General features: G+C 65.6%; 7 protein-coding genes. 3 read left to right on the top strand and 4 right to left on the bottom strand.

The genetic code is table 11. From position 1 onward, the window contains the following. A partial coding sequence (gene alr, locus Q8K05_RS10070; protein ID WP_305246486.1) for an alanine racemase occupies positions 1 to 873 on the bottom strand: 873 nt, incomplete at its 3' end. Between the two features lie 178 nt (positions 874 to 1051). Between alr and lplT the strand changes: the two genes are divergently transcribed. Genes lplT through Q8K05_RS10055 form a run of 3 tightly spaced genes read left to right on the top strand, consistent with a single transcriptional unit; the run spans position 1052 to position 3790 of the window. Then, complete coding sequence (gene lplT / locus Q8K05_RS10065) at positions 1052 to 2332, top strand: lysophospholipid transporter LplT (RefSeq protein WP_305246485.1); 1281 nt, start codon at positions 1052 to 1054, stop codon at positions 2330 to 2332. After that, on the top strand, positions 2332 to 3261 hold the full coding sequence (locus Q8K05_RS10060) for a DMT family transporter (protein ID WP_305246484.1): 930 nt from the start codon (positions 2332 to 2334) through the stop codon (positions 3259 to 3261). Before lplT ends, Q8K05_RS10060 begins: the two co-directional genes overlap by 1 nt. Positions 3262 to 3298: 37 nt before the next feature. Next, a complete protein-coding gene (locus tag Q8K05_RS10055) occupies positions 3299 to 3790 on the top strand; it encodes a glutathione peroxidase (RefSeq protein ID WP_305246483.1) in 492 nt (163 codons plus the stop codon). 48 nt (positions 3791 to 3838) lie between these two features. On the opposite strand, the gene glcF is transcribed toward Q8K05_RS10055, so the two are convergent. From glcF to Q8K05_RS10040, 3 genes are all read right to left on the bottom strand, one after another. After that, positions 3839 to 5077, bottom strand: a complete 1239-nt coding sequence (gene glcF, locus Q8K05_RS10050; protein WP_305246482.1) for a glycolate oxidase subunit GlcF — start codon at positions 5075 to 5077, stop codon at positions 3839 to 3841. 159 nt (positions 5078 to 5236) lie between these two features. Further along, a complete protein-coding gene (gene glcE / locus Q8K05_RS10045) occupies positions 5237 to 6322 on the bottom strand; it encodes a glycolate oxidase subunit GlcE (RefSeq protein WP_305246481.1) in 1086 nt (361 codons plus the stop codon). 152 nt (positions 6323 to 6474) lie between these two features. Continuing rightward, a partial coding sequence (locus tag Q8K05_RS10040; RefSeq protein WP_305246480.1) for an SMP-30/gluconolactonase/LRE family protein occupies positions 6475 to 6773 on the bottom strand: 299 nt, incomplete at its 5' end.

The raw sequence follows: 6773 nt of genomic DNA, 5'->3' as shown, positions 1-6773 counted from the left end.
CACCAGCACGGGCGTGCCGGTGGGGCAGTGGCGCGGATAACCGTCGGCGTAGCCGCAGGCCACCACGCCGATGCGCATCGGCTGTTCAGCGCTGAAACTGGAGCCGTAGCCGACCGTGTCGCCGGCCACGAGATGCTGCAGGCCAATGATGCGGGCGGACAGCGTCATCGTCGGCTGCAGCGCCCAGTCTCCAGCGCTGTGTTCGGGAAAGTCGGGTGCGCTGCCGTAGAGCACGATGCCGGGCCGTATCCAGTCGGAGCGCGCGGCCAGCACGCCCGCGTGGCGCAGCAGGGCGGCGCTGTTGCTGAGCGTGCGCTCGCCGGGCAGGTCATGGGTGACGGCGTCAAAGGCCTTGAGTTGCGCCGTGATGCCCTTGGGGCCATCGGCATCGGGAAAATGCTGCATCAGCGAAATCTCTTCGACCTGCGGCAAGGCGTTGAGCCGAATCCAGGCAGCGCGAAAGCGCTCGGGCTTAAAACCCAGGCGGTTCATGCCGGTGTTCATTTTCAGGAACACGCGGTGCGGCAGCTGCGTTTTGTGGGCGGCCAGCATGTCGATCTGCTCGTTGCAGTGGATCGTGTGCCACAGGCCCAGGCGGGAACACAGCTCGAGGTCGCGCGCGTCAAAGCAGCCTTCGAGCAGCAATATCGGGCCGCGCCAGTCCAGCGCGCGCAGGCGCTGCGCCTCTGCCAGATCGAGCAGGGCAAAGCCGTCGGCGCTGCGCAGCGCGTCAAAAACGCGCTCGATGCCGTGGCCATAGGCGTTGGCCTTGACGACGGCCCAGACGCGCGCGTCCGGTGCGGCAGTGCGGACGCGCGCGAGGTTGTGGCTCAGCGCTGCGGTGTGAATAGTGGCAAGAATGGGACGGGGCATGGCGCGAACTGGAGGTCAATCTGTGAGGTGGATCAAGGTGGCAAAAAGGCGATTCAGGGGCTCTGTCGATTTTGACACCGGCGCCCATGCTATAACCCAGCATCGTTTGGAGACATTCACCCTAATCGTGCAGCATCAGATCAACTGATGCGCCCTGTGCGGTGATCAATACAGTTTAATGAAGCGCGGTTTTTACACCATCATGGCAGCCCAGTTTTTCAGCTCTCTGGCTGATAACGCGCTATTTGTCACCGCCGTTGAACTGCTCAGAACCAGCGGGGCACCCAAGTGGCAGCCGGCGGCGCTGGTGCCCATGTTCGCGCTGTTTTACGTGGTGCTGGCGCCGTTTGTAGGCGCTTATGCCGATGCCCGGCCCAAGGGCAGTGTCATGTTTGTGAGCAATGCCATCAAGGTCGTGGGCTGCCTGATGATGCTGTTTGGCTCGCATCCCTTGCTGGCCTATGCCATTGTCGGCCTGGGCGCTGCCGCCTATTCGCCCGCCAAATACGGCATCCTGACCGAACTGCTGCCGGCCTCGCAACTGGTCAAGGCCAATGGCTGGATTGAAGGGCTGACGATTTCCTCGATCATTCTGGGGGTGCTGCTGGGCGGCCAGCTGGTGGGCCATTCGATCTCCGGCTGGCTGCTGTCGTTTGACCTTCCCCTGATCAACACCGGCATCGACACCCCGCCCGAAGCGGCGATTGCGGTGCTGATACTGCTCTACATCATTGCCGCGTGGTTCAATAGGTGCATTCCGGTCACCGGCGTGGAAATGCGGCCCATGCCGCGCAACAAGCTGGCGCTGCTGCCCGATTTCTGGGAGTGCAACTCGGCGCTGTGGCGCGACAAGCTGGGCCAGATCTCGCTGGCCACCACCACGCTGTTCTGGGGCGTGTCGGGCAACCTGCGCTACATCGTGCTGGCCTGGAGCGCCGCCGCGCTGGGCTACAGCACCACGCAGGCCTCATCGCTGGTGGGCGTGGTGGCGATCGGCACCGCGGTGGGCGCGGTGCTGGCGTCCATGCGCATGCGGCTGGACCAGGCCACCAGCGTCATTCCGCTGGGCATTGCCATGGGCCTGCTGGTGGTGCTGATGAATTTCATCAGCAACGTCTGGGTGGCGGCGCCCTTCCTGATTTGCCTGGGCGGCCTGGGCGGCTTTCTGGTGGTGCCCATGAACGCGCTGCTGCAGCACCGGGGCCACAACCTGATGGGCGCGGGGCGCTCGATTGCCGTGCAGAACTTCAACGAACAGGCCTGCATTTTGGCGCTGGGCGCGGGCTACAGCCTGTCCACCGGGCTGGGCCTGTCGGCCTTTGGCGCCATCACGGTCTTTGGCCTGACGGTGGCCGGCTTCATGTGGCTGATCCAGCGCTGGCACAAGCACAACAGCATCAAGTACAAAGATCAGCTGGATCACTTGCTGAGCATCGCCCGCAGCGACAAGTCGCACTGATGCAGGGGCTTGACGCAACGCGCGCCAGCCAGAGGCGCGCCAGCACATGGGCCGCCACCGCGCTGGTTTTCAATGCCCTGGTCTGGGGCGTCTCGTGGTGGCCGCTTCGGCAATTACAGGGCTATGGCCTGCATCCCCTGTGGAGCACCGCGCTGGTCTACCTGCTGGTGACCGCCGGTCTGCTGGCCGTGCACTTCAAGGCCTGGCGCGGCTTCGTGGCCTATCCGCAGCTGTGGCTGTTGGCCGTGGCGGCGGGTTTCACCAATGTCGGATTCAACTGGGCCGTGACCGTGGGCGACGTGGTGCGTGTGGTGCTGCTGTTTTATATGATGCCCGCCTGGTCGGTGCTGGTGGCCTGGGCGCTGCTCGGCGAAAAGCCGTCGCCGGCGTCGCTGCTGCGCCTGCTGCTCGCCATGGCGGGCGTGCTGATTGTCCTGAAGACTTCGGACTCGGCCTGGCCGGTCCCGCAGGGCGGCGCCGACTGGCTCGCCCTGATGGGCGGCTTCAGTTTTGCCGTGACCAATGCCTTGCTGCGCAAATACGGCGAGGCCCCCAGCGGCTCGCGCATGCTGGCCATGTTTGGCGGCGGTGGCCTGATGGCCGCGGCGGCGGCGCTGGTCGGCCTGCAGCAGCAGCTGGTGCCCGGCCCCAGCCTGCAGGCCGCCGGCATTCCGGTGGCGCTGGCGCTGGGCCTGGCGTTCATGGCCAGCAATGCGGCGCTGCAATATGGCGCGGCGCGGCTGGCCGCCAGCACCACGGCCATCGTGATGCTGACCGAAATCCTGTTTGCCAGCCTGTCAGCGGCCGCCCTGGGCGCCGCCCAGTTCAGCCCGCGCATTGTGCTGGGCGGCAGCCTGATCGTGCTGGCGGCCATGCTGGCGGCGATGGCGCCCGCCGCCGATGCGCCAGCCGGCGCAAAATCGCCCTGACACGCCCAGCAGCCCCCGCCCACCAGGAGCCCCTTTCATGCCCAAGTCCACGGTTTACGCGTTTGAAGCCCGCCAGATCGACGGCCATGAAGTGGCCCTGTCCGCCTTCAAGGGCAAGGTCATGCTGATCGTCAACACCGCCAGCCAGTGCGGTTTCACGCCGCAGTTGGCCGGCCTTGAAGAACTGCACAAAACCTATGCCGCTCAAGGCCTGGTGGTGCTGGGTTTTCCGTGCAACCAGTTTGGCGCGCAAGACCCGGGCAGTGACAGCGACATCGCCGCGTTCTGCCAGGTCAACTACGGCGTGGGTTTTCCGATGATGTCCAAGGTCAACGTCAACGGCCCGGCCGCGCATCCGCTGTACCAGTGGCTCAGCGCCGAAGCGCCGGGGCTGTTCGGCAGCAAGGCCATCAAAGGGAACTTCACCAAGTTTCTGGTCGGCAAGGACGGGCAAGTCATCAAGCGTTACGCGCCGCTGGACAAACCGGCCGACCTGGCGAAAGACATCGAGGCCGCGCTGGCAGCCTGATTCTTAAGAAAAAAGTGCCTGTAGTCCTTTATTGACGGGTGCAAGCAGCTATTTATTTAATAGCGCCTCGTCGAGCAGCTCTACCCAGTGCCGCACCGGCGTGGCGGTGCCGCTTTGCAAATGCGTGATGCAGCCGATATTGGCCGACACGATCACTTCGGGTGCCATCTCGCTCAAATTAGCCAGCTTGCGGTCGCGCAGCTGGTAGGAAATTTTGGGATTCAGGACCGAGTAGGTTCCGGCCGATCCACAGCACAAATTGGCTTCGCAGCGGGCCACCTTGATGTCAAAACCCAGCGCGCCCAGGTGCTGCTCCACGCCGCCGCGCAACTGCTGGCCGTGCTGCAGGGTGCACGGCGGGTGAAAAGCAATTTGGCCTGCCTTGGCGGCCACCTGCGGGCGCAGCCGGTCCACCAGCTCGGGCAGCAGCTCGCTCAGGTCGCGGGTCAGCGCGCTGATGCGGGCGGCTTTCACGGCGTAAACCGGGTCATCTTTCAGGATATGCCCATATTCCTTGACGGTGACGCCGCAGCCCGAGGCATTCATGACGATGGCCTCTACACCCAGTCCCTCGTCGGCTTCGACATAGGGCCACCAGGCGTCGATGTTGCGCCGCATTTCGGCCTTGCCGCCGTCCTGGTCGTTGAGGTGGAACTTCACCGCGCCGCAGCAACCGGCCTTGGGCGCCAGCACGGCCTGCAGGCCGGCGGCGTCCAGCACGCGGGCGGTGGCGCTGTTGATGTTCGGGCTCATCGCGGGCTGCACGCAGCCGGCCAGCATCAGCACCTTGCGCGGGTGCTGCCGGGTCGGCCAGAGGCCTGCGTCCTGCCTGGCGGGCACCTTGCTTTTGAGCGCGGCGGGCAGCAGCGGGCGCACCAGTTGCCCCATCTTCATGGCGGGCGCAAACAGCGGTGAAGGCAGTCCTTCTTTCAGGGCCCAACGCACGGCGCTTTCACCGGCCGGGCGTGGCACCCGTTCATCGACGAGCTTGCGGCCAATATCGATCAGGTGGCCGTACTCCACGCCGCTCGGGCAGGTGGTTTCACAGTTGCGGCAGGTCAGGCAGCGGTCCAGGTGCAGCTGGGTTTTGCGCGTGGGCACCTCGCCTTCCAGCACCTGCTTGATCAGGTAGATGCGGCCGCGCGGGCCATCGAGCTCGTCGCCGAGCAGCTGGTAGGTCGGGCAGGTGGCGGTACAAAAACCGCAGTGCACGCACTTGCGCAAGATCGCTTCGGCCGCCTGGCCGTCGGCTGTATTTTTGAATTCAGGGGCGAGCTTGGTTTGCATGATGTTCAGGACGCTTGGTCAAGGGGCTGGGCCCTGCGGCGCAGGGTGCGCAGCAGGTCGGCATAAAGGGGTGGCAAGGACAGGCCGAGCAGCCAGATGGCCAGCAACCGGCTCATGGCAACGGTCCGGGGTGCCTGGTCAGGCGCCGCATGACCCGCCTTACCAGTCGGCCAACAGGCGGCCGGGGTTGAACACGCCGGCCGGGTCGAACTGCTGCTTCAGCGCGTGGTGAATGCGTGCCAGCGGGGCGTTGAGCGGGGTAAACACCGGCACGCTTTTGTCGGCGGAGCGAAACAGCGTGGCATGACCCGAGGCCTGGGCTGCCGCCTGGCGAATCGCCGGGGCATCGCCGGCGGGCCGCTTGAGCCAGCGCTGGGCGCCGCCCCATTCGACGAGCGTGGCGCCCAGATCAAGCGCGGCGGCGGTGTCGGGCAGGCTGACGCGCCACAGGGACTCGCCGCCCTGCAATTGAAAAAACGGCAAGGTCTGCTCGCGCAGGCCGGTCCACAGGGCGTCGGCCGTGCTGTCGGCCGCTTCGCCGCCCAAGGTGACGCGTGCGGCGGCCACGGCCGCCTTGGCGCCGCGCAGCCGCACCGACAAGCGGCCCGCCTGCCAGCAGGATGCGTTGATGGGCAGCGGCAGCCCGCCCCAGCGGTTGAGCTGGCGCAGGGCCTGGGCCTCGGGCATCTCGAACAGCAGCGTGCTTTCGGCCGGCGCCACGGGCAGCACCTTGAGCGAGACCTCCAGCAGCAGCGCCAGGGTGCCAAGCGAGCCGGCCATCAGGCGGGACACATCGTAGCCGGCCACGTTTTTCATGACCTGGCCGCCAAAGGTCAGCACCTCGCCCTTGCCGTTGACCAGCGTGACGCCCAGCATGAAGTCACGCACCGCCCCTGCGCTGCCGCGCGCCGGGCCATTGAGGCCGCTGGCGACCATGCCGCCCACGGTGGCGTGCTGGCCAAAATGCGGCGGTTCAAAGGGCAGGCATTGACCCTGGGACGCCAGAAGGGCCTGCAGTTCGGCCAGCGGTGTGCCGGCGCGCGCGGTCACGACCAGTTCGCTGGGCTCGTAGCTGAGCACGCCAGCAAAGGCCCGCATGTCGAGCAGGTCCCCGCGCAGCGCTTCGCCGTAAAAGTCTTTGCTGCCGCCCCCGCGAATGCGCAGGGACTGGCCTGCGGCGGCTGCGGTGCGCACCCGCTCGGCGATTGATGCGGTCATGTCGGTATCTGAATCCATGGCACGCATGGTAAGCGCCTCAGGCGCCGGGGCTGTTTGATTTTTTTGAACGGGGTTTGTTCGGATTTTTGCAGCGGCATGGCTGCGCCCTCAAAATCAGCATCAAATCGGGATATAGCCCAATATCAACGGTACTATATAGCTACCAATTTAATAGCAAATCAATCGATAAAGAAATTCACCGGCAGTCCGGGCACCTCGACCCGCATGGAAAACACGCAACCCGAATGCGGGTAGGTTTGCAGTTCCCGGGCCGGGCGGCCGTGGCGCGCCGTGGTGAGGTAAAGCGTTTTCAGGTCGTCCCCGCCAAAGCACGGCATGGTCGGGCACTGGGCCGGCACCGCCATGTCGGCCAGCAGCTCGCCTGCGGGCGACAGCTTGAGCAACCGGGCGCCTTCATACATGGCGACGTAATAGTTGCCCTGCACGTCCACGGCGGCGCCGTCGGGCCGGCCGCCGT

This window comes from Polaromonas sp., from assembly GCF_030682935.1.
GTDB lineage: Bacteria > Pseudomonadota > Gammaproteobacteria > Burkholderiales > Burkholderiaceae_C > Polaromonas.
The sequence above is the reverse complement of the archived record's forward strand: the minus strand, read 5'-3'. Positions and strand labels throughout refer to the sequence as shown.

Coding starts and splice junctions, on each gene's coding strand:
- Q8K05_RS10055 (WP_305246483.1), top strand. CDS start 3,299: ATGCCCAAGTCCACGGTTTACGCGTTTGAAGCCCGCCAGATCGACGGC.
- Q8K05_RS10060 (WP_305246484.1), top strand. CDS start 2,332: ATGCAGGGGCTTGACGCAACGCGCGCCAGCCAGAGGCGCGCCAGCACA.
- lplT (WP_305246485.1), top strand. CDS start 1,052: ATGAAGCGCGGTTTTTACACCATCATGGCAGCCCAGTTTTTCAGCTCT.
- glcF (WP_305246482.1), bottom strand. CDS start 5,077: ATGCAAACCAAGCTCGCCCCTGAATTCAAAAATACAGCCGACGGCCAG.
- glcE (WP_305246481.1), bottom strand. CDS start 6,322: ATGCGTGCCATGGATTCAGATACCGACATGACCGCATCAATCGCCGAG.